The 23,124-nt window shown below is 70.8% G+C and carries 22 protein-coding genes; 14 read left to right on the top strand and 8 right to left on the bottom strand.

Annotated features, from left to right (window positions below):
• The first annotated feature begins 54 nt into the window (after positions 1-54).
• The 4 genes from CIK71_RS04565 to CIK71_RS04550 are packed head-to-tail and all read left to right on the top strand — an operon-like array spanning position 55 to position 2,840.
• Positions 55-480 carry a QcrA and Rieske domain-containing protein gene (locus tag CIK71_RS04565; protein WP_096163982.1) on the top strand — a complete coding sequence of 142 codons (426 nt, stop codon included), beginning with the start codon at positions 55-57 and terminating at the stop codon, positions 478-480.
• A complete protein-coding gene (trmB, locus tag CIK71_RS04560) occupies positions 470-1,318 on the top strand; it encodes a tRNA (guanosine(46)-N7)-methyltransferase TrmB (protein ID WP_096163981.1) in 849 nt (282 codons plus the stop codon). The genes CIK71_RS04565 and trmB overlap by 11 nt, the downstream gene beginning before the upstream one ends.
• Before the next feature lie 56 nt (positions 1,319-1,374).
• Positions 1,375-2,418: an LCP family protein gene (locus tag CIK71_RS04555; RefSeq protein WP_096163980.1), complete on the top strand. Its 1,044-nt coding sequence runs from the start codon at positions 1,375-1,377 to the stop codon at positions 2,416-2,418.
• 56 nt (positions 2,419-2,474) lie between these two features.
• Positions 2,475-2,840, top strand: a complete 366-nt coding sequence (locus CIK71_RS04550) for a DUF4235 domain-containing protein (RefSeq protein WP_096163979.1) — start codon at positions 2,475-2,477, stop codon at positions 2,838-2,840.
• A 142-nt stretch (positions 2,841-2,982) separates the two neighbouring features.
• Here CIK71_RS04550 and phoU read toward each other — a convergent pair whose 3' ends face one another.
• A complete protein-coding gene (gene phoU / locus CIK71_RS04545) occupies positions 2,983-3,657 on the bottom strand; it encodes a phosphate signaling complex protein PhoU (RefSeq protein WP_096163978.1) in 675 nt (224 codons plus the stop codon).
• A gap of 173 nt (positions 3,658-3,830) precedes the next feature.
• Between phoU and CIK71_RS04540 the strand changes: the two genes are divergently transcribed.
• Positions 3,831-5,189, top strand: coding sequence for a sensor histidine kinase (locus CIK71_RS04540; RefSeq protein WP_096163977.1), 1,359 nt, complete (start codon positions 3,831-3,833; stop codon positions 5,187-5,189).
• A gap of 1 nt (position 5,190) precedes the next feature.
• Positions 5,191-5,883 (top strand): response regulator transcription factor, encoded by a 693-nt coding sequence (locus tag CIK71_RS04535; RefSeq protein WP_096163976.1) that lies wholly within the window; start codon positions 5,191-5,193, stop codon positions 5,881-5,883.
• 112 nt (positions 5,884-5,995) lie between these two features.
• Here CIK71_RS04535 and CIK71_RS04530 read toward each other — a convergent pair whose 3' ends face one another.
• Positions 5,996-6,484 carry a hypothetical protein gene (locus CIK71_RS04530; protein ID WP_096163975.1) on the bottom strand — a complete coding sequence of 163 codons (489 nt, stop codon included), beginning with the start codon at positions 6,482-6,484 and terminating at the stop codon, positions 5,996-5,998.
• 246 nt (positions 6,485-6,730) lie between these two features.
• Here CIK71_RS04530 and CIK71_RS04525 point away from each other — a divergent pair, with 246 nt between their 5' ends.
• Positions 6,731-7,213: a CarD family transcriptional regulator gene (locus CIK71_RS04525; protein WP_096163974.1), complete on the top strand. Its 483-nt coding sequence runs from the start codon at positions 6,731-6,733 to the stop codon at positions 7,211-7,213.
• Positions 7,214-7,235: 22 nt separating this feature from the next.
• Entirely contained in the window at positions 7,236-8,033 is a 798-nt protein-coding gene (locus tag CIK71_RS04520) for a 2-C-methyl-D-erythritol 4-phosphate cytidylyltransferase (RefSeq protein WP_096164236.1), read from the top strand.
• 31 nt (positions 8,034-8,064) lie between these two features.
• Here the strand turns inward: CIK71_RS04520 and CIK71_RS04515 are convergent, their stop codons facing one another.
• Complete coding sequence (locus CIK71_RS04515) at positions 8,065-8,376, bottom strand: hypothetical protein (RefSeq protein ID WP_096163973.1); 312 nt, start codon at positions 8,374-8,376, stop codon at positions 8,065-8,067.
• Between the two features lie 10 nt (positions 8,377-8,386).
• Positions 8,387-9,142, bottom strand: a complete 756-nt coding sequence (locus CIK71_RS04510) for an IspD/TarI family cytidylyltransferase (RefSeq protein WP_096163972.1) — start codon at positions 9,140-9,142, stop codon at positions 8,387-8,389.
• A gap of 150 nt (positions 9,143-9,292) precedes the next feature.
• Between CIK71_RS04510 and CIK71_RS04505 the strand changes: the two genes are divergently transcribed.
• Genes CIK71_RS04505 through ilvA form a run of 3 tightly spaced genes read left to right on the top strand, consistent with a single transcriptional unit; the run spans position 9,293 to position 11,456 of the window.
• Positions 9,293-9,595, top strand: coding sequence for a PTS sugar transporter subunit IIB (locus CIK71_RS04505; protein WP_096163971.1), 303 nt, complete (start codon positions 9,293-9,295; stop codon positions 9,593-9,595).
• Positions 9,592-10,098 carry a 2-C-methyl-D-erythritol 2,4-cyclodiphosphate synthase gene (gene ispF, locus CIK71_RS04500; RefSeq protein ID WP_096163970.1) on the top strand — a complete coding sequence of 169 codons (507 nt, stop codon included), beginning with the start codon at positions 9,592-9,594 and terminating at the stop codon, positions 10,096-10,098. The genes CIK71_RS04505 and ispF overlap by 4 nt, the downstream gene beginning before the upstream one ends.
• A gap of 2 nt (positions 10,099-10,100) precedes the next feature.
• On the top strand, positions 10,101-11,456 hold the full coding sequence (ilvA, locus tag CIK71_RS04495; protein ID WP_096164235.1) for a threonine ammonia-lyase IlvA: 1,356 nt from the start codon (positions 10,101-10,103) through the stop codon (positions 11,454-11,456).
• Positions 11,457-11,621: 165 nt separating this feature from the next.
• Here the strand turns inward: ilvA and galE are convergent, their stop codons facing one another.
• Positions 11,622-12,620, bottom strand: a complete 999-nt coding sequence (gene galE, locus CIK71_RS04490; protein WP_096163969.1) for a UDP-glucose 4-epimerase GalE — start codon at positions 12,618-12,620, stop codon at positions 11,622-11,624.
• Positions 12,621-12,672: 52 nt separating this feature from the next.
• The gene (locus CIK71_RS04485; RefSeq protein ID WP_096163968.1) at positions 12,673-14,142 is read right to left on the bottom strand and encodes a GuaB1 family IMP dehydrogenase-related protein; all 1,470 of its coding nucleotides are present in this window, start codon (positions 14,140-14,142) and stop codon (positions 12,673-12,675) included.
• Positions 14,143-14,690: 548 nt separating this feature from the next.
• Here CIK71_RS04485 and CIK71_RS04480 point away from each other — a divergent pair.
• Complete coding sequence (locus tag CIK71_RS04480) at positions 14,691-17,093, top strand: LCP family protein (RefSeq protein WP_245857288.1); 2,403 nt, start codon at positions 14,691-14,693, stop codon at positions 17,091-17,093.
• A 123-nt stretch (positions 17,094-17,216) separates the two neighbouring features.
• On the opposite strand, the gene CIK71_RS04475 is transcribed toward CIK71_RS04480, so the two are convergent.
• Together CIK71_RS04475 and CIK71_RS04470 are read right to left on the bottom strand one after the other, a co-directional pair.
• Entirely contained in the window at positions 17,217-18,644 is a 1,428-nt protein-coding gene (locus CIK71_RS04475; RefSeq protein ID WP_096163966.1) for a mycothione reductase, read from the bottom strand.
• On the bottom strand, positions 18,637-19,359 hold the full coding sequence (locus CIK71_RS04470) for a MerR family DNA-binding transcriptional regulator (RefSeq protein WP_096163965.1): 723 nt from the start codon (positions 19,357-19,359) through the stop codon (positions 18,637-18,639). Before CIK71_RS04470 ends, CIK71_RS04475 begins: the two co-directional genes overlap by 8 nt.
• Positions 19,360-19,492: 133 nt before the next feature.
• Between CIK71_RS04470 and CIK71_RS04465 the strand changes: the two genes are divergently transcribed.
• On the top strand, positions 19,493-21,913 hold the full coding sequence (locus CIK71_RS04465) for an ATP-binding cassette domain-containing protein (RefSeq protein WP_096163964.1): 2,421 nt from the start codon (positions 19,493-19,495) through the stop codon (positions 21,911-21,913).
• A gap of 207 nt (positions 21,914-22,120) precedes the next feature.
• Positions 22,121-23,119: a putative RNA methyltransferase gene (locus CIK71_RS04460; RefSeq protein ID WP_096163963.1), complete on the top strand. Its 999-nt coding sequence runs from the start codon at positions 22,121-22,123 to the stop codon at positions 23,117-23,119.
• Positions 23,120-23,124 lie beyond the last annotated feature (5 nt).

Raw genomic sequence — 23,124 nt, 5'->3', positions numbered from 1 at the left:
TCATCACGGGTCCGGGAATGGCTGTCGCCGCGCAACGCTGGCTATCCTGGATCCATGGAACGCCCGTGCCTCTCTCGTCGTCATGCTCTCCTCCTGCCCGCCTCCGCCGCCGGGCTCGGCACCCTCGCAGCGTGCGGCCCCGGGGACGAGGGCTTCGGTGACGCACAGCCCCTGCGCGCGGATGACGGCGGTGTCTCGCTGGACGACGTCCCCGAGAACGAGAGCACGCTGGTCAACTTCGGCGGCGAGCAGCCCTTCGTGCTGCTGGTGCGGGGCACCGGCGAGGACATCACCGCGTACTCGGGCTACTGCACCCACAACGGCTGCGCCCTGAGCCAGAAGCAGGACGAGCTGGACTGCCCGTGCCACGGCTCGAAGTTCGACTCCTCCAACGGCGAGGTGCTCGTCGGCCCCGCCACCCGTCAGCTGCCCGAGGTCTCCGTCGTCGTCGAGGAAGGCCTCGTGCGTCGTGCGGGCTGATCCGCGGGCCGGCGCCGGCAGCACCGGTCCCACCGAGGCGAAGCCTCCCCGGGAGATCGTCTCCTTCGTGCGTCGTGACGAGCGCCTGTCCCCGCGTCGGCAGAACGCCTGGGACCGGCTCTCGGAGGACTACGTGCTGGATCTCCCGCGCGGCGAGCGCGACACGGTCCCCGACGAGACCGCGTACCTGGACCTCGAGCAGCTGTTCGGCCGGCGCGCCGAGCTCGTGGTCGAGGTGGGCAGCGGCCTGGGCGACAACATCGTCGCCGCGGCCGTCGACCATCCCGAGCGCGATCACCTGGCCGTCGAGGTGTACCGGCCCGGCCTCGCCCAGACGCTGAGCCGGATCGACAAGGCCGGACGGCCCCGGAACCTGCGCCTGCTGCCCCTGGATGCCCAGCGCAGCCTGCCCGTGCTGCTGCCCGAGGGCTCCATCTCGCACCTCTGGGTCTACTTCGCCGATCCGTGGCCCAAGGCCCGCCACCACAAGCGGCGCCTGATCAACCCGCCGTTCCTGGACGCGGTGCTGCCCCTGCTGGCCGATGGCGCCGATTTCCGCCTGGCCACCGACTGGGCGCAGTACGCCCATCACATGCGCCACGAGCTCGATGCCCGCGACGAGCTCGAGCTCCTGCATCCGGATGGCCCGCGCCCCGGCTCCGAGAGCAGCGACACGCTCCCCGAGGGGCTCGCGCACACAGGATGGGCACCTCGATTCGAGGGTCGTGTGAAGACCAGCTTCGAGAACAAGGGACGCGCCGCCGGACGCTTAATATGGGACCTCGCGTACGTACGGGTGCCTCGGCCCTCGTCGGATGCCACCCATGGAGCCTCGTGAAGAGCCTCAGGATCTCCGCCGCGCCCGACGCGTCGCCTGCTTGAGAGTGAGTCCGTATGAACGCCCCCGAGAACATCGATCTCCCCGCTGACTGGGAGGACGACGACCAGCCCGATCCCGGTCAGCGACGCGGCCGCCGGATCGCCCTGATCGCCCTGGGCCTCGCCGCCCTGCTGGTGCTCGGGCTCGTGATCGTGGTCGCCTCCTACCTCCACGGCCTCAACAGCGCCTATGAGAAGCGCACGGTCGTGGACATCTCCCGCGGGCCGTCCGACGGGGAGCGTCCCGAGGACGGCGTCGGACAGAACTTCCTGCTGCTGGGTTCGGACAAGCGCTCCGCCGAGGCCGCGAAGGCCGAAGGGGTCAGCGGCCAGCGCTCGGACGTGATGATGCTCGTGCACGTCCCCGACGACGGCACCGAGGCCTACATCATGTCGTTCCCGCGCGACCTCTACGTCGAGATCGCCGGCCATGGCACGGACCGCATCAACGCGGCTCTCGCCTTCGGCGGCCCGAGCCTGGCCGTGTCGACGGTCGAGAATTACGTCGGGGTGCCCGTCGACCACGTCGCCCTGATCGACTTCGACGGCATCGAGGGCATGGTCGACACGCTCGGCGGCATCGACGTGCAGGTCCCCCAGGACTTCGAGGCGGGCGGCCACCAGTTCACCGCAGGGACCCAGAGCATGGACGGCGAGGAGGCGCTGACCTTCGTGCGCCAGCGCAAGCAGTTCGCCGACGGCGACTTCCAGCGCAACCGCAACCAGCAGGCAGTGCTCAAGGGCATCGCGGACAAGCTGATCAGCGCCGACACCCTCAGCTCCCCGGCCAAGATCACCGACACCGTCGAGTCGATCTCGCCGTTCCTGACCACCGATGACGGGCTCAGCGGCTCCGCGATGGTCCAGCTGGGGCTGTCGATGCGCTCCGTGCGCGGCGGCGATCTCCATTTCCTGTCGGTCCCCTACGGCGACCCGTACACCACGCAGGGCGGCGCGAGCGTCGTCGCCACTGATGAGGAGTCCATGGACGTCCTGCGCGAGGCACTGCGCGAGGACGACATGGGAACCTATTACGCTGAGCACGCAGGGGCTTACTGACCGCGGGCCCCATCAGCCTGTCCGCCCGTCGCACCACCCATCGCTTGGAGGAACCCGTGGCCAATCCACTCGTCAAGATCGCCGTGCCGCTCGCCGGAGTCGCCGCTGCCGTCATCGGGAACAAGGTGGCCGAAGCAGGATGGGGCGCAGTCTTCGGCGAGGACGCCCCGACGGAGAAGACCGTCAAGAACTCGCAGAAGGATGTCAAGAAGCAGCGCAAGCAGGCGAAGAAGGACGGCCAGCCGAAGCCCGAGATCGAGGCGATCCGGGATCCTGCCGAGGATCAGCCGATCTGGAAGGCCCTGCTGTGGACCCTCATCTCCGGCGTCGTGCTGCAGGGCATCAAGCTCGCCGCGGAGCGCGGCACCCGCAAGGGCGTCGACTCGCTGACCTACCGTCGTCCGCGCAGCAACCGCGGCTGATCGCCTGTCGGCTGACCGGTCGTGCAGCCGGGCGCGGTGCCGCCGCAGCGATCGCAACGGGGCGCCCCACGGAGTCCGCGGGGTGCCCCGTGCGTCTGCGGGTGGTGTCCGATCGGCGTCGGGCCCAGCCCGGTCGTGAGGCTCAGAACTCCGGGACGTCGACCCCGTCGTGGTAGGCATCCAGCGAGTCCCCGGTGACGAGGAAGCCCACGCGGCGCACGAGGGAGACGGCGTGGTCGCCCAGTCGCTCGTAGAAGCGGATCAGCAGCGTCAGATCCACGATCTGGGCGTTGGTGTACCCGTCGCCGCGGGCGATCTCGCGGGAGACCTCGAGCATCAGGTCATCGAGCTCGGCGTCGTCCTTCTCGACCTGCGCCGCCAGGGCCAGATCCCGCTCGGCGATCACACGGGCGGCGTCCCGGAGGGCGATGCCGCCCAGCTCGGACATCCGGGCGATCTGCGCACGGTGCTGCTCGGGCACGGCAGGTTCCGGGTGCGTCCGACGGGCCACGAGCGCGACGTGCGCGCACAGGTCCCCCATGCGTTCGAGCGACGAGCTCATGCGCAGGGAGGCGACCAGCAGCCGCAGATCCGTGGCCACCGGGGCCTGGCGCGCCAGCAGCTCGACCGCCTTGGAGTCGAGATCGATCTGGCGCCGATCGATGTGGGGGTCGGCGGCGATGACCCGCTCCGCCAGGGCGAGGTCGCCCTCGAGAAGCGCCTGTGTCGCCTCCTCGAGAGCCCTGCCGACCAGGTCGGCCATGTCGAGCAGGTCGTCGACGATGTGCCGCAGGTCGCTCTGATACGCCTCGCGCATGGGTAGTACTCCTCAGTCCGGTGGGCCATCGCCGGCAAGTATCGCAATCGCGGGTGAACGGAGAGATCCGCTCGGTGAACTCCGTGCGACGCCGTCATGAACTCCTCTCCCCGGTTGTCCGGGAACGACCGACGCAAGCGCAGGCCGCAGCGCTGTAGGCCTAGGCTGTCCTCGTGCCCCTGACTGTCCTCCTCCTGCTCGCCGGCGCGATCGGTCTCGTGATCGGCTGCGCAGCGACGCTGGCGTTCCTGCGTTCGGACCGCCGACGGACCGCCACGCCCCTCGCGGTGCGGCAGGGGATCCCCGAGCCCGCGATGGAGGTGCTGGCGATTCTGTCGTCCGCCTACGTGGTGCTCGACGCGAGCGGCGACGTGCTGCGGGCCTCGCCCCTCGCCTACGCCTACGGGATCGTGCGTGCCGCCGAGGGCGATTACCCGCGCCTGGCGAACCAGGAGCTCATCGCGCTCGCGGCGGACGTCGGCCGCAACGGAGGCTTCCGCGACGAGCGGCTGTCCTTGCACCGCTCGAGCCAGGCGGCGACCGACACCGACGCCGTGATCGACGTGCGCATCGGATCGCTCGGTGAGCACGGGGCACTGCTCCTGGCGGACGATCTCACCCGCGCGGTGCGCGTGGAGGAGACGCGACGCGACTTCGTCGCCAATGTGTCCCATGAGTTGAAGACCCCGGTCGGGGCGATCACGCTGCTCGCCGAGACCATGGAGGACGCGGCCGAGGATCCGGACGCGGTGCGCCGTTTCGCCGATCGCATGCAGGCGGAATCGCGGCGTCTCGCGCACCTGGTGCAGGAGATCATCGAGCTGTCCCGGGTGCAGGGAAACTCCTCGCTGCCGGATGCGGAAGCGGTCGAGATCGATGACGTCGTCGCCGACGCCGTCGCGCTGAACCGGAACTTCGCCCTCGGCTCCTCGATCGAGGTCGCCGTGGGCGGGGCCGGCGGACTGCGGGTCTTCGGCTCCGCGTCGATGCTCACCACCGCCCTGTCCAACCTCGTGTCCAACGCGATCTCCTATTCGGATCCGCAGACCCGGATCGGGGTGTCGGTGCGGCGCGAGGGCGGCATGGTCGAGCTCTCCGTCAAGGACCAGGGCATCGGCATCTCCAAGGAGAACCTCGAGCGGGTCTTCGAGCGGTTCTACCGGGTCGATCGCGCCCGCTCGCGCAGCACCGGCGGCTCGGGCCTCGGACTGGCGATCGTCAAGCACATCGCCACCGACCACGGCGGCGAGGTCACGGCGTGGTCGATGCGCGGCCAGGGGTCGACGTTCACGCTGCGCCTGCCGGAGATGGGCGAGACCGGAACGATCACGGCGCACGCCGCAGAGGACGTCGCTGAGCCCGCCGCGCACTCCGCGAGCCGGGCCCGTGCCGAGCGACCGCCCGGCCCCGAGCACGCCGCACGGACCAGGAACGGCCGCGCCTCCGCGGCCACCGACGCAGCCGGATCCGACGGATCCGGCACCACCTCACGGCACGCAGCGGATGACCGCCGGCCGGGAAAGGGAGACTGACATGACGCGCATCCTGATCGTGGAGGACGAGGAGTCGTTCTCCGATCCCCTGTCGTACTCGCTCCGGAAGGAGGGGTACGAGGTCGCAGTCGCCGACAACGGCACCGACGGGCTGCGGATCTTCTCCGCGCACGGGGCCGATCTGGTGCTCCTGGACCTCATGCTCCCCGGGGTGAGCGGCACCGAGGTGTGTCGCGAGATCCGTCGCACCTCGAGCGTCCCGGTCATCATGCTGACCGCCAAGGACGACGAGTTCGACAAGGTGCTGGGGCTCGAGCTCGGCGCCGACGACTACGTCACCAAGCCCTACTCCTCCCGTGAGCTGCTGGCTCGCATCAAGGCGGTGCTGCGTCGCGGTCAGGACTCCGCGGACGCCGACGAGGACTCGACCCTGCAGGCCGGCCACCTCATGATGGATGTGGAGCGGCACGTCGTGCAGGTGCGCGGAGAGGACGTCGCCCTTCCGCTGAAGGAGTTCGAGCTGCTGGAGATGCTGCTGCGCAACGTCGACCGGGTCCTCACCCGCGGCCAGCTGATCGACCGGGTGTGGGGCGCGAACTACGTCGGGGACACCAAGACTCTCGACGTGCACGTGAAGCGCCTGCGCGCCAAGATCGAGGACGACCCGAAGAACCCGGTCCACCTCGTGACCGTCCGCGGACTGGGCTACAAGTTCGAATCCGCCGGGTCCTGAGAGACGCTGCGCGGGCGCTGTGCCGCCCGCGCACGACGAACGCCTCGCAGNNCTGCGAGGCGTTCGTCGTGCGGTGCGGACCCTGCCGAAGCGGGGCCGGCCCGCGGTCGGATCAGCCGGCGGGCGGCGGACCGAGGTGGCTGAGAGTGGTGTCCGCGACGGGCACCGAGATGGTGTCGCTCTGGCCGTCGGCCGAGACCTCGAGGTCGAAGACCTCACCGGGCTTCACCGGGAAGTCGGAGAGCGGGATCTCCTGCTGGCCCTCGTCCGCGCCGAGGTCGACGACGCCCTCCGCAGGGACGGAGATGCTGGCCGAGAAGAGGGTGCTGCCGCCGGACATGCCCGTGAGCTCCACGGAGACGTCCTCCTTGGCGTAGCTCACGACGGAGCCGTGGAAGGTCGCGGTGCCATCGTCCTCGACCACGACGATCGCGTCGCGCACACCCGCGAAGACCGCACCGGCCTGCTCGATGTTCGCGTTGGTGCCATCGCCGGCCTGGTAGAACTCGTGCGTCTGCACCGGGCTGAAGGACGTGCAGCCGGAGGCGGCGAGGGCAAGGCCCAGGGCGGCTGCGGAGAGCACGAGACGGCGAGAACGCACGAAGGACTCCTGTTCGAGTGCCGCAGAGGACGGCAGGAAGATCTGGGGACAACTCTGACAGGTTACCCCACCCGGGCCCCTCGCTCAGCACACGGCACCCGCCCAGGCGGCCCCGGCCGGCGGTGCGTGCGACATACGCCCGCCAAGCATCCGTGAACCGCCCGTGAACTGCGGATTCATGGGGAAGCGCGGATATTATCACGACCCACCCCTGCTAGACTGGTCGGCGGAAAGGGGACCCACCACATGAATTTTGCTGTCGGCGAGACCGTCGTCTACCCGCATCACGGGGCCGCACTCATCGAAGAGGTCAAGACCCGCACCATCAAGGGCGAGGATCGCACCTACCTCAAGCTCAAGGTCGCCCAGGGCGATCTGACCATCGAGGTTCCCGCCGATAACGTCGACCTCGTCGGCGTGCGCGACGTCGTGGACAAGGAGGGCCTCGACGAGGTCTTCGAGGTGCTGCGTCAGCCCTACACCGAGGAGCCCACCAACTGGTCGCGCCGCTACAAGGCGAACGTCGAGAAGCTGGCCTCGGGTGATGTCAAGAAGGTCGCCGAGGTCGTGCGCGACCTGTGGCGCCGTGATCAGGACCGCGGCCTGTCCGCCGGGGAGAAGCGCATGCTCGCCAAGGCCCGCCAGATCCTGGTCTCCGAGCTCGCACTCGCGGAGAAGACGGACGAGGCCAACGCCGAGTCCATCCTCGACGAGGTCCTCGCCTCCTGACCGGGTCCGCTCCGTGACCTCCGTGACCGAGCAGACGGTCGGCGCCGTGCGGCCGATCGTCCTCGCTCTCGCGCCTTCCGCTCCGGGCCTGTCCGAGGGTGTCGTCGCCCCCTGCCTGGAAGCGGTCGGCGGCGCTCGGCTGATCGAGAGGCTGCTGGACACGCTGGCCGAGGCCGGGCTGGTGAGCCCGCTGGTCATCTCCTCGCAGAGCGCGGCCCCGGCGCTGCGGGCCCTGCTGGGCGAGCGGGCTGGCGTGCTCCCCTCCTCCGGCGGCCGGCGCGGAGCGCTCGCGCTCGCTCTCGCCGAGACCGACGAGGACCTCCTGCTCCTCCACGACGCCGAGCGGGCGCTGACCCCGGTCTCCGTGGTCTCGGCCGTGCTGGACGCCGTCGCCGACGAGGTCGATGCGGTGCTCCCCGTCGCCGCGCTGACGGACTCCGTCAAAGCAGTCCATGCACACGGGCTGCGCAACATCGATCGCTCCACGCTCGCCGGTATGCAGAGTCCTCGCCTGCTGCGGCGCACGCTGCTCGAGCGTGCTCTCGCACAGCCCGGTCGCGGAGGTCTCGAGGACTCCCCCGACCCCGGCTCCGAGCTCGACCTCGATCGGGTGGCCGCGCGCGGCTCGCGGGCCGGGAGCCCGCAGGAGCGCTACGACGAGATCCTCGCCGCGCTCGACGTCGGTGCGCGCGTGCGAACGGTGCATGGGTCGCACTCCGGGTTCGCGGTGCTGGATCGGCTGAGCCTCTGGCAGGCGCAGATCTCGCTGGGGCTGGCGAGGGACACCTCGCACCGGCACGGATTGGCTCGTCAGGCCTGAGCCGACACGTGGAGCTGGAGCCGGGGCCGTCTCAGCCGTTCCGGCGGCTGCGCCACACGGTGCGGAACTCCTCCGCCATGCGCAGCGGCTTCGACAGCGTGCGCTGCGGCAGAGAGGTGGCGAGCTCTCCGGGATCACGACGCAGCCGTCGCGCCAGCCGCCGAGGCTTGCTCGAGATGCGCTGGCGCAGATCGGGCAGATAGTCCTCCGAGACGTCCAGGCGGGTCACGGCACCGCATCCGCTGCACTGGATCTCCGAGACGAAACGTCCGGCGTATACGACGACGTGCTCCGCCTCCTGATCACAGGCGGTGCAGCGCAGGAAGCTCTCCTGGATGGCCATCAGATCCTCCTCACCCGGTCCTCAAACCTAGCGCGGTGACCACGTCCTGCGCCAGGAGAAGGTCCTGGGCATAGGTGATCTTGAAGTTCGTCTCCTCGCCCCGCACCCAGGTCACGGGGGCCGCCGTGTACTCCTCGGCGCACGAGGCGGTGTCGGTGCCCACGAACCCGTCCCGGGCCGCGGCCTCGTAGGCGTCCAGGATCGTGGCGGCGTGGAAGCCCTGCGGGGTCTGGACCCGGAGCAGGGCATCGAGGGTTCGAGGGTCCCCCGGCGCGAGCCCGTCGGCCCCCTGGACCGGAGCGATCCCGGTGACCGGGATCCCGGGAACCGCTCCCCCGTGCTCGCGCGCCGCATGCAGCACGGCGGAGGCGAGGCCGTGGGAGACCAGCGGGCGCGCGGCGTCGTGGATCAGCACGGTGTCGATCGTGCCGGCATCGATGCGGTCGGCGAGATGGCGCAGCGCCATCAGCTCGGAGTCCTGGCGGGTCTCACCGCCGGGAATGATCTCCAGCGGCCGGTCGGTCTCGCGGGCGGCGACGAACCGGGCGTGCTCGAGATCCTCGGGGCGCACCACGAACACGAGGATCCCCACGCCCTGAACGGCGCCCAGGGTGTTGATGCCCCAGCTGGCGATGCTGCGCCCGGCCAGCGGCAGGAAAGCCTTGTTGATCCCCGCACCCACTCGAGTGCCCGAGCCACCGGCGAGCACCACCCCGGCGGCGCGTCCGCGGCGGCGCAGGGCTCGGGATCGTCGGGTCTGCTTCACGCAGGCATCGTAGACGGCGAGAGACGATCCTGCGTCACCGGCGCACTCATGACAGAATCGACCGTCGCCGGGTGCCTCCGCACCCCGATGAACCTGCCACACCCGGGTCGGCGACTGCTTCCCCGACCTCGACCACCTCAGGAGATTCGAATGCTCACCATTGCCATCGTGTGCGGCGCGGGGCTCGCCACCTCAGCGCTCGTCGCGGAGCAGGTGCGTGATCACATCGCTTCCCGAGGTCGTGACGCGCATGTGGTCCAGGCCACCGTGATGGACCTGCTCTCCCCCGATTTCCAGGCCGACGTCGTCGTCAGCACCGTCGACCTCCCCCCTGCTCTCGGAATCCCCCGGATCTCGGGCATGCCCATCCTGCTGGGCACCAACCCGAAGGTCACCTACGACGACATCGATCGCGTCCTGGCCGAGCTCGATGAGCAGGGCGGGGCCCGGTGAGCGCTGCGTCGCTGCTGCCGCGGGTCGGCCTCGGGGTGGACGTCCATGCATTCGCCCCGGAGGGCTCCCGGCGGGAACTGTGGATCGCGGGCCTGCACTTCGCCGGGGAGCGAGGGCTCGCCGGTCACTCGGATGCGGACGTGGCCTGCCACGCAGCGTGCGACGCCCTCTTCTCCGCCGCGGGGATCGGGGACCTCGGCACCCATTTCGGAGTGGATCGCCCTGAGTGGGCCGGCGCCTCCGGCAGCAGACTGCTCATCGAGGCCGCCCGACTCGTGCGGGAGGCCGGCTTCGCGATCGGGAACATCTCGGTGCAGGTGATCGGCAACCACCCCCGCCTGGCACCGCGCCGCGACGAGGCATGCGCAGCCATGAGCACAGCCGTCGGCGCCCCGGTCGCCGTCTCGGGAAGCACGACCGATTCCCTCGGCCTGACCGGTCGGGGCGAAGGGGTGGCCGCGATGGCGACGGCGCTGGTCGTCGCCGAGGAGGAGAACGCATGACGATGCCCAGGACCGATCTGCCGCTGTCCGCGGACGACGTCGAAGACGCCGCGAAGCGTCTCGCGCCCGTGCTGCACCGCACCCCGCTGCAGCGCAGCGAACGGCTGAGCGCACTGGCCGGGGTGTCGGTCTGGCTCAAGCGCGAGGATCTGCAGTCCGTGCGCTCGTACAAGCTGCGCGGCGCCTATCTGTTCATCGCCTCGCTGAGCCAGACCGCCCGCGAGGCGGGTGTGGTCGCCGCGAGCGCGGGGAACCATGCCCAGGGCGTCGCCCAGGCATGCCATGCCCTCGGGATCCACGGGCGCATCTACGTGCCCGGCAGCACGCCCCGCCAGAAGCGTGAGCGGATCACCGCGATCGGCGGCGATCTCGTGGAGCTCGTGCTGGTCGGTGACACCTTCGACGATGCCGCCGAGGCTGCGGCCGACGACGCCGAGCGCACCGGCGCCACTCCCGTGCCACCCTTCGACCATCCGCTGATCATGGCCGGGCAGGGCACCGTGGCGCTCGAGGCCGTGGACCAGCTGCGCACGGAGCACGGCCGCGAGGTCGGCACGATGGTCCTGCCCGTCGGCGGCGGCGGGCTGATCGGCGGGTGCGGCACCTGGCTGCGCGAGCGCACCCCCGCGGTGCGGATCGTCGGCGTCGAGCCCGCCGGCGCGGTCTCCATGGCCGCCGCGCTCCGCGCCGGGCATCCGGTCGCCCTGCACGACATGGATCGATTCGTCGACGGGGCCGCCGTGCGCCGCGTGGGTGCGGATCCGCTGCGCATGGTCCAGGCGATCGAGCCGGAGCTGATCGCGGTCGACGAAGGCGCGGTGTGCACGGAGATGCTCGAGCTCTACCAGGTCGACGGGATCATCGCCGAGCCCGCCGGAGCCCTGGCCGCGACCGCCGTGGCGACCGACGCGATCGAGGCGACCGAGGCGGCTGACGCGACCGACGCGACCGACGCGATCGACCACGTGGCTCACGACGACAGCGTCTCCGCCTCCCCCGACGAGGCGACCGGGGACGTCGTGGTGGTGATCTCCGGCGGCAACAACGACGTCTCCCGGTACAACGAGGTGGTCGAGCGCTCCCTGGTGCACGAGGGGCTCAAGCACTACTTCCTCGTGACCTTCCCGCAGGAGCCCGGCGCACTGCGGCGTTTCCTGGACCGGGTGCTGGGACCCAACGACGACATCGTGCTGTTCGACTACATCAAGCGCAACAACCGCGAGGAGGGGCCGGCGCTCGTGGGGCTGGAGATCGGCGACCGCGCGGACCTCGAACCGCTGATGGGCCGCATGGCCGCCTCGAACATGCAGATCGAGCGGGTCGACCCCGCCGATCCGATCTACCGCTACCTGACCTGAGGCCCCGCCCGCCGGGCCGTCGCCGGGCCTCAGGCCCGGCGGCCCGTCGGCCGCTCAGGGCCCGGCGCGCGGGGCACAGCACTCAGGCGCCGACACTCGGGGCCTGCGCTCGGTGACCTGCACTCCGGCGCCGGCGTTCGGAGCCCTGCGCTCGAGGCCCGGCGCTCAGGCCTCGGGGTAGGCCTCCACGTCGGGCGTGATCGACCCCGAGCGCGCCTCGACGGCCGAGCGCACGATGTCGTCCAGGCCGTGCTCCGACTTCCAGCCCAGATGCTGGGCGATGCGGTCGCCCGAGCAGATGAGGCGCGCGGGGTCACCGGCGCGCCGCTCCCCGCGCTCCGGGGTGATCTCGATGCCCTTCGCGCGGGCGATCGCGTCGATCACCTCGAGCACGCTCGAGCCCTCGCCGGTGCCGACGTTGAACACACGATGGGGACGCTCCTCGCCGCGCAGGTAGTCGAGCGCGGCGATGTGAGCGTGCGCGAGGTCGAGGACGTGCACGTAATCGCGGATGCAGGTGCCGTCCGGGGTGTCGTAGTCGTCCCCGAACACCACGGGAGCCTTGCCCTGCTCGAGACGGTCCAGCACGATCGGCACCAGGTTCATCACCGCGGTGTCGGCCAGCTCGGGCCACCCGGCACCGGCCACGTTGAAGTACCGCAGGGCGACGGTGCGCATGCCATGGGCGCGCTCGGCGTCGGCCAGCATCCACTCCCCGACGTACTTGGTCGCGCCATAGGGGTTGATCGGCTGCGGGGTGAGGTCCTCGGTGACGAGGTCGACGTCCGGCACCCCGTAGACCGCGGCCGAGGACGAGAACACCACGTCGCGCACCTCGGCGTTCGCGCACCCGGCGAGCACGTTGGCGAGGCCGCCGATGTTGTCGTGCCAGTACATCTCGGGGTTCGCGACCGACTCGCCCACCTGCTTGTGCGCAGCGAAGTGGATCACCGAATCCGCGCCGCTGGCCCGGAGGTGGAAGGCGATCTTCTCGCTCGCGTCAGGGGCGGTGATGTCGAGTTCGACGAGCTCGGCACCTGTCGTGCGGGTTTCGATCCCGGTGGAGAGGTTGTCCACCACGACCACCTTCTCCCCCTTGTCCAGGAGGAGTCGCACCACGTGCGATCCGATGTATCCGGCGCCACCGATCACGAGAGTTGTCATGGCACGAATCCTACCGGGACCCATGCACTGCCCTGCTCCGCCGTCCGGACGCTCAGCTCCAGGAGCTGGACACCGGGCGTCCCTCGGCGTAGCCGGCCGGGCCCTGCAGGCCGATGACGGCCCGCTCGCGGAACTCGGCGGTGCTGCCCGCTCCGGCGTAGGTGCAGGAGGAGCGCACACCGGCGGTGATCTCGTCGAGCAGGTCCTCGACGCCGCCCTTGCCCTCGGCGAGGAACATCCGCGAGGTCGAGATGCCCTCCTCGAACAGTCCCTTGCGGGCGCGGGCGAAGGCGTCCTCGTGAGCGGTGCGGTGCGACACGGCCCGCTTGGAGGCCATCCCGAAGTTCTCCTTGTACCTGCGGCCCTTCTCATCGGTGCGCATCTGACCGGGCGACTCGTAGGTGCCGGCGAACCAGGAGCCGATCATCACGTTGGAGGCACCTGCCGCGAGGGCGAGGGCCACGTCGCGCGGGTGGCGGACGCCGCCGTCGGCCCACACGTGGCCGCCCAGGCGGCGTGCTTCGGCGGCGCACTCGAGCACTGCGGAGAACTGCGGGCGGCCCACGCCGGTCATCATCCGCGTGGTGCACATGGCGCCCGGGCCCACCCCGACCTTGACGATGTCGGCGCCGGCCTCGATGAGCTCGCGAGTGCCCTCGGCGGTGACGATGTTGCCCGCGGCGAGGCGTACGGCGGTGCTCTCGCGAGGGCCGATCACGCCACGGGCCGCACGCAGTGCCTCGAGCATCTTGTCCTGGTGGCCGTGGGCGGTGTCCAGCACGATCACATCGGCGCCGACCTCCACGAGCTCGGCGACCCGGGCGGCGACATCGGCGTTGATGCCCACGGCGACCGCGACACGGAGGTTGCCGTCCGCGTCGACCGCTGGACGGTAGATGGTCGAGCGCAGCACGCTGGTGGCCGTGAGCACGCCGCGCAGCGCGCCGCCGTCCGCCTCGGCCTCCACGACGATCGCGGCGTCGTGATGGGTGGCGGCGATACGTGCGTGCAGCTCGGCGGGGGCGGCATCGAGATCCTCGGGCGTGAGGACCGGCACATCGGTGCTGAGCACCTCCCCGACCGGGGAGAACGAATCGCGTCCGACGATCTCCTCGGCCGAGATGGTGCCCAGGGGGCGACGGTTCTCGTCGATGACGACGACGATGCCGTGCGGGCGCTTGGGCAGGAGGTCCGCGGCCTGGCCGAGGGTGCCGTCCACGGTGAGGGTCAGCGGATGGTCGACGATGTGATCACGCTGCTTCACGGAGCGGATGATCGAGTGCAGTCGCTCCGGAGCGAGATCCTGGGGCAGCACCGCGAGCCCGCCGCGGCGGGCCATGACCTCGGCCATCCGTCGGCCGGAGACGGCCGTCATGTTCGCAGCGATCAGGGGGATCGTGGTGCCGGTGCCGTCATCGCTGCTGAGATCGACGTCGAAACGCGACGTGACCGCAGAACGCGCAGGAAGGAAGAAGCAATCGTCGTAGGTGAGATCCGTCGACGGGGTGTGGAGAAGACGCATGGGACCATGATACGGATCGGCCCTGATCGTGCGACCTCCACGAGGTTCTCACAGGCCGCTGCACGTGAACCCCGCACGAAGAATCTAGGATGGGGCGCATGACGGACCCCTCCTCGGCCTCTCGGCGCAGGCGCCGTCGATCCGGTAGACATCAGGAGCCGGTCCGACGCGCCGAGTCCAAGCCCTCACCTCCGGACGCTGCGCGCAGGAACCGCGCCGCCGCGTTCGGGTCGACGAACCCCAAGCGCACCTGGATCGGCAGCACCGCGTCGTCCGCGGGCTCCGCTGAGTCAGCAGCCTCTGCTGAGCCTGCTGAGTCAGCTGCCCCTGCGAACCCGGAGGCCCCGTCCGCCACCTCTCCTGCCGCTCCGTCGTCGGCGGACCGGTCTGCCGCGGCAGCCGCAGCGGGGTCCGCCCCGGCACCTCGTCGAGCGTCCGCGGAGCGCCCCCCGCCTGCTGAGCAGGCAGCGACCGCAGCCGTGCCCACGGCGCCGTCCGCGCCGTCGCCCAGCGCCCCGTCGCCCCCAGCAGCGTCGGCTGAGCCGGCTGTGTCGGCTGCGTCCCCCACCGGCACGCGCTCCGGCGACGTCCCTCCGAGCGCGTCCCCGGTCCCCGCCGAGAGCCCCACCCGCACCGGGGGCCACCGCTCCGGGGCGCGGGCCTACCGACGCGACACGTCGGCCCCCTCCGCTGAGCCCGCCACCACGGCTCTGACCCCTGTCTCCCCCGCACCCGGCGGCGAGACCACGAGCCCCCCGCCCGGCATGCCGCCTCGCCGTCCGCGCGGCCGCCGCGCCGCCTATCCGCTGCCTGCGGTCGAGCCGACGCGCTCGGCCCCTGAACAGGACGCTGACGCGCACAACGCCTGGCTCACCGATCCCTCCGCCGCCGAGCAGGACACCAGTTCCACGGGGCTGGCTCCCCATACCGCGAGCGAACCGGCCGCTCCCAGCGACCCCGGCCCGACGACCGCCTCCGGCCGGCAGGCCCCGTCGCCGGCCCGCTCCGCCCAGCCCACCGTGGTCCCCGGGCGCACCGCCTCGGTCTCAGCCTCCTCCGGGGCCACGGAGCACCCCTCACCGCCGGCGTCCGGGTCACCGGTCGTCCATCGTCCGTCCGCGCAGAGCCCGGCGACATCCCCCGAGGGCGGCGACTCGTCGAACGGGACCACCGCCGCTGCCGGCACCACCGCTGCTGCCGCTTCCGCGGCGGCTCTGCCCGCAGCCGCAGATGTCCGGCTCCGGGCCGACGGCTCCGACGCGTCGGGGTCGACGACTGAGGCAGCATCGGCATCGTCCTCCGGCTCCGGGGACGCTCGCGGCCCCGGCTCGTCCCGGACCGGCGGTGCCGGCGGGTCCCGCAGCTCCCACGGCCCCGCCGATGCCCCTGAGGACGGGTCCGGCTCTCTGCCGAAGGTCGCCGGATGGACCGTGCTGACCACGCTCGTGCCCGGCACCGGGCTGCTCACCACCCGGATGCGACGGCTGGGCTGGGTGCTCCTCGCGCTCCTGGTGCTGGCCGTGATCGTGCTGACCGCCGTCCTGGTGTTCGGCGATCCGCTGCGCACCGGCATGATGATCGTGACCAACCGTGCGCTGCTGATCGGGATCCTCGTCGCCGCCGGTGTGGCGGGCCTGGTCTGGGCCGCGCAGATCGTGCTCGCCAATCTGGCCCACACCACCAGGCAGCGTCTGCATGGCGCCAAGAAGTATCTCGCGCTGGCCCTGGCCGCGCTGATGGTCGTCGCCATCGCCGTGCCCTTCGGTCGCGGAGTGCAATCCGTGTGGGCCGTGCAGGCACTGCTGGGCTCGAAGTCGGTGTTCGGCGGGCAGGAGGGCGGCGAGAGCCCCATCGTCAAGGGCAAGGACCCCTGGGCGGGCACCGATCGCGTGAACATCATGCTGCTGGGCCAGGACTCGGGCGAGGACCGCACGGGCACCCGTCCCGACACCATCATGATGGCCTCGATCGACACGTCCACCGGCAAGACCGCCCTGTTCTCGATACCCCGCAACCTCGAGGGCGTCCGCTTCCCCGAGGGCACTGCCGCCGCCGAGGAGTTCCCCGACGGCTTCGACTACTTCGGCAAGAACCAGGACCTCATCAATGCGGTCTGGACCTGGGCCGATGATCGTCCCGACCTCTTCCCCGACGATCCCGAGCCGGGCCTCACGGCGACCACCTGGGCCGTCGAGGAGACCCTGGGCCTGGAGACCGACTACTACGCGATGGTGAACCTGCAGGGCTTCGAGGACCTCGTCAACGCCATCGGCGGAGTCGATCTCGTCGTCGAGCGCCGCATCCCCATCGGCGGCGGCACCAACCAGGCCACGGGAGGGAAGTACCCCATCGACGGGTACATCGAGCCCGGCGACCAGAAGCTCGACGGGTTCCACGCGCTCTGGTACGCCCGCTCCCGAGAGGGCTCCAACGACTTCAACCGCATGTGCCGTCAGCAGCGCATGGTGCGCGCCGTCACCGAGGAGGCGCAGCCCGCCACGGTCGCCGTCTCGGTCCCGGGTCTGGTCACCGCCACCGAGGAGAACATCCAGACGAACATCCCGACGTCCGACATCGATGCCTTCGTGGACCTCGCCCTGCGTGTCAAGGAGGGTGGGTTCACCTCCTACCCGATCACGCCGGACGTGACCAATCCGGGCAACCCGGACTGGGATGAGCTCAAGAAGTGGTCCGCCGCGTCGATCGAGGACTCCATGGAGCAGGACGCCCCGGAATCCGTGGTCGGCGAGACCGAGCCCGGCTCGACCGCTCCGGCGGAGACGGCGGAGGATCCCGAGGAGAGCAAGGCCGAGGGTGGCGAGGCCGAGGAGCCGTCGGCGGACGAGAGCTCGACCGATGCGACGTCCGACGACGACGAGAAGACCGATGACGGGCCCGAGATCGACAAGGATCCGCTCCGCTCCTGCCTGCCTGGCGCCGAGGAGGGCTGACCCGCTCGCGCAGTTCGCGAAGGTGGCCGGTGCGCGGATGAGCGCGCCCCGACATGACACGACACGACACGAGGGCCGGACCTGCACAGGCAGGTCCGGCCCTCTTCTGCGGCGCGGTGCGCGTCAGTCGATCAGCTGCAGCAGCGCGTTCTCGACCAGCTCCGGCATCGCCGGGTGGATCCAGTACTGGGTCGTGGCGATGTCGCGAGCGGTCTGCCCGGTGCTCATCGCCTGGATCAGCAGCTGGACGAGCGTCGTGGCGTCGGGGCCGATGAAGTGAGCGCCGAGGATCTCGGTGGTCTCGGCGTCGGCGACGAGCTTCACGAACCCGGTGGTGTCCTCCATCGCCCATCCATAGGCGATCGAGGCGTACTCCTGCACCGCGACCCGAATCTCCCGGCCGCTCTGCCGCGCCGCGGCTTCGTCCACACCCACCCAGGCCACCTGCGGATGGGTGAACACACCGCTGGGGATCGGCATGGTGTCGGACCGGCGCATCTGCTCGGGATGGAGCACGTTGTGCCGTACGATCCGCTGCTCGTGATTGGCGACGTGCTTGAGCTGATGGGCGCTCGAGAGGTCGCCGAAGGCCCAGACGCCCTCGAGCACCGCTCCCCCGCCCAGCACCCGCTGGTGCTCGTCGACCTCGACCCGTCCGTCGTCGGCCGTATCGATCCCGGCGGCCGCGACGTCCAGCAGATCCGAGTTGGGGCGCCGGCCGACGGCGACCAGCAGCTCCTCGGCCTCCAGCACCACCTCCGCACCATCGCGCCGGCCGCGCAGCTCGACCCCGGCGTCGGTGCGCCTCACGGACGTGGTCGACAGTCGGGTCTCCAGGCGCACCCGCTGCGCGAGGAGATCGGTCAGGCGCGAGGAGATGTCGGCGTCGGCCCCGCGCAGCACCTTCTCGGAACGGGCGATCAGCGTGACCTCGACGCCGAGGGACGCGAAGACGTGCGCGAACTCGACGGCGATCACCCCGGAGCCGAGGATCGCGAGCGAGGCGGGCAGGGAGTCGATCCGCATGATCGTGTCCGAGGTGTGCGGGGCGGCGTCCGCGAGCCCGTCGATCGGCGGCAGCACCGGCCGGGAGCCGGCGCCGAGCACGAAGGTGTCCGCGGAGATCGTCCGCTCACTGCCGTCATGGCCGCGCACCTGGACGGTCTTCGGACCGATGAAGGCGGCGGTGCCGCGAAGCAGGGTGAGGTTCGCGTTGTCCTCGTGGTCGCTGCGGTACTCCTCACCGCCCTGCGAGATGGGGTCGATGCGGCCGAAGACGCGATCGCGGATCGCGGGCCAGTCCACGCCCTGCAGCTGTTCGGTGAGGCCGAAGCGGGCGGACTCCGCAGGGGTGGCGGCAAGATCCGCAGTGTGCACGAACATCTTGGTGGGGATGCACCCGAGGTTCAGGCAGGTCCCGCCGAACACGTGGTCCGGCCCCACGCCGCGGTCGATCTGCACGATGCGGCGCCCGGCCAGGTCGGGGCCCGGGAAGGAATTCGCGGAGCCGGAGCCGATAAGGGCGATGTCGAAATGCTCGGTGTCAGTCACCGCCCCAGGCTAGCGGTCCTGCCTGCTCCGCACGGAGATGGGAGGACAGCTCGGCGGAGGCCTCCAGCAGGGCGAGGCCGCGAGCGGTGATCCGGTCGCGCGAGACGTCGAGGGCGGCACGGAGCGATGTGGGCTCCCCGAGGCCGTGCATCTGACCGAGCACGATCCTGATGTCCGCGAGTCGATGGCCGCCACGTCGCAGCAGATGGACGAGTTCGGCGTCGTACGCCTGCTGCGGCGGGTATCGGCGATGGCCGCTGCCCTGCTCCCGCACCGCCGAGATCAGCCCCTCGGCCTCCCAATGGCGCAGCGTCGCCGGGGAGACGCCGAGGCGGCCCGCGAGCTCGCCGATGCCCAGGACACGCGTGCCGCGGCCGAGGCGCCCCTCGCGATGCATCTCGAGCTCCCCGATCGCCTGCTCGACCACCGCGAGAGTGGCGCGATCGCGCAGCAGCCGATCATGAGCGCGATCGACCCCGGTGAGCGCTGCGTCCAGATCCTCACGTCCCACTGCCCTCATGATCTCCAGCGCGGGCGCGTGGCCGATGGCACGACGCAGCGCGAGGAACGCTCGCAGGGCACGCGCGTGACGCTCGGTGTATCGACGGTGCCCCGCGGCGCTGCGTGCGGCGACCGGCAGCGCGCCCGCCTCCTCGTAGTTGCGCACGGCCTGCGCGGACAGGGAGTGCTCGCGGGCCAGGTCGACCGGGCGCATGTGGACCTCCTTTGAAGGTTCTGCCGTCCCCGACGATGAGGATCGAGCCCAGGCTTCAACGGGTTTTTCAAGGATACGATCAACCCCGGCAGCACCTGCATCGGCCGCACGATCTCGACGCCCTGGAGAACTGATGACCGCCCACGCTCCCTCACCCCGGCCCCTCGCCTTCGACGCCCACGACGTGATCCGGGTGCGGGGTGCCCGGGAGAACAACCTCCGCGGCATCTCACTGGACCTGCCCAAGCGCCGCCTGACGGTGTTCACCGGTGTCTCCGGCTCGGGCAAGAGCTCCCTCGTGTTCGGCACCATCGCCGCGGAGTCGCAGCGGATGATCAACGAGACCTACAGCTCCTTCGTGCAGGGATTCATGCCGTCGCTCTCCCGCCCGGATGTCGATGACCTGCAGGGACTGACCACCGCGATCATCGTGGACCAGGAACGGATGGGGGCGAACGTGCGCTCCACCGTGGGGACCGTGACCGATGCGGGCGCCTACCTGCGCACCCTGTTCTCCGCTCTCGCCGCACCGCACGTGGGCGGACCCGGTGCCTACTCGTTCAACGTCCCCAGTGTCACCGCCTCCGGGGCGATGACCGTGCAGAAGGGCGCGAGGACCATCGCCGAGAAGACCACCTTCTCGCGGGTGGGCGGCATGTGTCCGCGGTGCGAGGGCATGGGCGAGGTCTCGGACGTCGACCTGGCAGAGCTGTACGACGAGGACAAGTCGCTGGACGAGGGCCCGTTCACGATCCCCAACTACGCCGCCGGCGGCTGGTACGTGAAGGTCTTCGCGTCCTCCGGCTTCTTCCCCTCCGACAAGCCGATCCGGACCTTCACCACCCGCCAGCTCCACGACTTCCTCTACAAGGAGCCCACGAAGGTCAGGATCGACGGGGTCAACATGACCTACGAGGGCCTGATCCCGAAGATCCAGAAGTCCATGCTCTCCAAGGACCGAGACTCGATGCAGCCGCACGTCCGGGCCTTCGTGGACCGGGCCGTGAAGTTCATCGTGTGCCCCGACTGCGACGGCACCCGGCTCGCCGAGCACGCCCGCAGCTCGCGGATCGACGGGCTCTCGATCGCCGACGCCACGGCGCTGCAGATCACCGACCTGGCGGCCTGGGTCGAGTCCCTGCGCACGCTGCACACGGGGCCGAAGGTCTCGCCGCTGCTGACGAACCTCTCCGCCCTGCTGGACTCGTTCGTGAGGATCGGCCTGGGATACCTCTCCCTGGACCGCCCGTCGGGGACCCTTTCGGGCGGGGAGGCCCAGCGCACCAAGATGATCCGTCACCTGGGATCGGCGCTGACCGACATCACCTACGTGTTCGACGAGCCCACCATCGGGCTGCACCCGCATGACATCGCGACCATGAACCAGCTGCTGCTGGCCCTGCGGGACAAGGGCAACACGGTGCTGGTGGTCGAGCACAAGCCCGAGACCATCGCGATCGCCGATCACGTCGTCGACCTCGGACCGCGTGCGGGCTCCCACGGCGGGCAGCTGCAGTACGAGGGCGACGTGGTGGGGCTGCGCGCCTCCGGCACGCTCACCGGGCGCCACCTCGATCAGCGGGTCACCCTCAAGGAGCAGCCGCGCCGGGCGACCGGCGCACTCGAGATCCGCGGGGCCGACCAGCACAACCTGCGTGCCGTCGACGTCGACATCCCGCTCGGTGTGCTCACCGTGATCACGGGCGTGGCCGGTTCTGGGAAGAGCTCGCTCATCCACAGCTCGCTGCCCCGGGATGCTGACGTCACCGTCGTGGATCAGGGAGCGATCCGCGGCTCCCGACGGTCCAATCCCGCGACCTACACGGGCCTGCTCGACCCCATCCGCAAGGCCTTCGCGAAGGCCAACGGCGTCAAGCCCGGACTGTTCTCGAACAACTCCGAGGGGGCCTGCCCGGTCTGCCGGGGGGCCGGGGTGATCTACACCGAACTCGGATTCATGGAGACCGTCTCGACCGTCTGCGAGGAATGCCAGGGGCGCCGGTTCCAGGCCGCAGTGCTCGAGTACACGCTGGGGAGCCCGGAGGAGGGCGGAGCGAAGAGCATCGCCGACGTGCTGGAGATGTCGGTCGAGCAGGCGCTCGCCTTCTTCACCGCCCGCTCGTCCCGAGTGCCTGCCGCGGCCACGGTGCTGGGACGTCTGGACGAGGTGGGGCTGGGGTACCTGACGATCGGTCAGCCGTTGACCACCCTCTCCGGCGGGGAGCGCCAGCGGCTCAAGCTCGCCACGCACATGGGCGCGACGAGCGGGATCCTGGTGCTGGACGAACCCACCAACGGGCTGCACCTGGCGGACGTCGGCACCCTGCTCGCCCTGCTCGACCGGCTCGTGGAGAGCGGAATGACGGTGATCGTCATCGAGCATCATCAGGCCGTCATGGCCCATGCGGACTGGCTCGTCGACCTCGGCCCCGGTGCCGGGGTGGACGGCGGCCAGGTCGTGTTCGAGGGCACCCCGGCACACCTCGTCGCCGAGGCCAGCACCCTGACCGGTGAGCACCTGGCGCGATACCTGCGCGGCGGAGCAGGAGGCTGAGGCGCGGCGCAAGCGCGACGCAGGCCCGGGGCGCGGGCTCGAGCGCTTCGCGGGTACGGCGGCGGCCGGTCCGAGGCCGGTTCGAAGCCGGTTCGAGGCCGGTTCGAAGCCGGTTCGAAGCCGGGCCGAGAACGGGCTGCGGAACAGTCGATGCCGTGCTGCCGAAGAGACGACGAGACCGGGACTCGCGCCCCGTATCCTGGCGATGTGTCCGCTCCTGCTCCCCCAGCCCTGATCGGTGCTCTCGACGTGCTCCGCTGCCCCCAGTGCGGTGCGACGCTCGAACTGGTCCAGCGCAGTCTGCGCTGCCCTCAGCGGCACACCTATGACCTGGCGCGCGCCGGGTACGTGTCGCTGCTCAGGGGCAACGGTGCGATCAGCGGGGACGACGACGAGATGGCCCGCGCCCGCGAACGGTTCCTGGCCTCCGGCGCCTATCGACCGTTGCTCGAGGCGATCACCGACCTCGCGGCCGACACCGTCCCGGCGCTCAACGCCGCGGCACCCTCGCCCGCGGGCTCCACCGTGTCCGAGGGAGTCGGAGGATCCGATCGAGCCGGCTCCCGCGTGCCGACGGTCCTGGACGCGGGCTGCGGCCCCGGCTACTACCTCTCCGGGATGCTCGATCGCTTCCCCACCGCACGCGGCATCGGCTTCGACACCTCCGCCCGCTCGCTGCGGTTCGCCGCCCGCTCCCACCCGCGAGCGGCGGTGCACAGCGGCGACGTGTTCGCCCCCTTACCGCTCGCCGACGGCAGCGTCGATGCGCTGCTGGACGTGTTCGCTCCGCGCAATCCCGCCGAGTTCGTCCGCGTGCTGCATCCCGAGGGCCGACTGATCGTGGCTCGGCCCGCCGCCGAGCACCTCGCCGAGCTGCGCGCCCTCGTACCGGGGATGGTCGCAGTGGACCCGCAGAAGGAGGAGCGCCTGCACGCCGCCCTCGATCCCCATTTCGACCTCGAGACCCAGCGCACCGTCCGCTGCGCGGTGCCGTTGGATGCCGCGAGCGCACGCGATCTGGTCGCGATGACTCCGAGCGCACGCCACATCGACGCGGCGGCGCTCCCCGAGCGCCTCGAGGCCCTGAAGAACTCCCCCTCGGCGACGCCGTTCACCGTGACCCTCTCCGTGCTCCTCAGCAGCCACCGACCCCGCCGAACCGCTCCGCCGCTCAGTCGCTGGACCGCTGAGCCGCAGGGCCGCTGAGTCGC

Source organism: Brachybacterium alimentarium (assembly GCF_002332425.1).
Lineage (GTDB): Bacteria > Actinomycetota > Actinomycetes > Actinomycetales > Dermabacteraceae > Brachybacterium > Brachybacterium alimentarium.
This window is presented reverse-complemented; position numbering and strand designations above follow the sequence as displayed.